The 1,163-nt window shown below is 71.8% G+C and carries 1 protein-coding gene and 1 rRNA gene; both read left to right on the forward strand.

The window, feature by feature from the left end; genetic code table 11:
- Positions 1–92 precede the first annotated feature (92 nt).
- A 5S ribosomal RNA gene (rrf, locus tag GTW08_RS18650) occupies positions 93–209 on the forward strand.
- A 507-nt stretch (positions 210–716) separates the two neighbouring features.
- On the forward strand, positions 717–1,118 hold the full coding sequence (locus GTW08_RS18655; RefSeq protein ID WP_073576945.1) for a zf-HC2 domain-containing protein: 402 nt from the start codon (positions 717–719) through the stop codon (positions 1,116–1,118).
- The last annotated feature ends 45 nt before the right edge of the window (positions 1,119–1,163 follow it).

A 1,163-nucleotide genomic window follows, 5' to 3' on the forward strand; every position in this document is an offset into this window, starting at 1 on the left:
CCCGGTGATCCGGGGATCGTGGGGTCGGTTTGTGTGCTCGACCCCCGCCTCTCGGGGTTTTCTGGGGGGTGGGGTGATAGTTGGATAGTGTTGTCGGTGGTCATTGCGGTAGGGAAACGCCCGGTCCCATTCCGAACCCGGTAGCTAAGCCTTCCAGCGCCGATGGTACTGCACTCGCCAGGGTGTGGGAGAGTAGGTCGTCGCCGACATTCAACTTCATGGGATGTGCCCCGGACTGTCGAGTCCGGGGCATTTCTCATTTCCGGACTTTTTTCGGTCCGATGCGTGATGCCGGCCCGGCCGGGCATGAGTGTGTCTGTTTGTGGTCCCTGGCGCGGGTCCCTCGGGGCCGGTGGTCGGGGCCGTGGAGCTCTCTCGTGGGAGTCGCATCCGGTCCTGTCGTGCCGGTGGGTCGGCGCACCTGGCATGCCTTCCTGTGACCTCGCACCCTCTGCAGGGGCTGCGAGGTCGCAGAAAGGTGTGCGACGTGGGCTGCGAGGAGGGGGCCGGCGGGAACACCGGCCGCCGCAGGCGTCAGAGGTCGGCGCCCACGGCGTCGTCGACACACGAGAAGCCGTCGGCGCGCAACAGCGCCGCGAGCTCGCGGCGGCTGCGCAACGTCCTCACCGCGCATGTCGTCGGTGTCGGGACGCGCGGGCGGAACACAGACGGGGGTCGGGTGGAACCGGACGGGCCTCGTGTACGACAGTGACGGTATGGACTGTCAGGGCTACCGCGAGGTGCTGTCCGCCCGTCTCGACGGTGAGGCGGGCGACGACGAGCGCGCGGCGGCCGAGGACCACCTCGCCGGGTGCGCGTCCTGCCGCGCCTTCGCCGACGGCGCCGACCGGCTCGGACGGCTCGCGCGGGTCGGTCCGGCGGACCCGCTCCCCGATCTCACCGACCGGGTACTCGCGGCGCTCGGCGTCTCCGCCCCGGCACCGGCACCACCGCTCCCGGCCGTCCCGCGGCTGAGCTGTCTCGACGGCGGCTGCTGCAGTGGGGCGGCGGGACGTGCCCCGGTGGGTGTGGTGCCCTCGGCCTGCGGGTGCGCGAGTACCTGCGGCTGCGGTTGCCAGCAGGGCGCACCCTGCCGCTGTGCCGTGCGCGCCGCCTAGGGGAGCGGTGCCGACCGGGGCAGCCGGTCCGGTGCGGCCGGAACC

It is taken from the genome of Pseudonocardia sp. SID8383 (genome assembly GCF_009864975.1).
Classification (GTDB): Bacteria; Actinomycetota; Actinomycetes; order Mycobacteriales; family Pseudonocardiaceae; genus Pseudonocardia; species Pseudonocardia alni.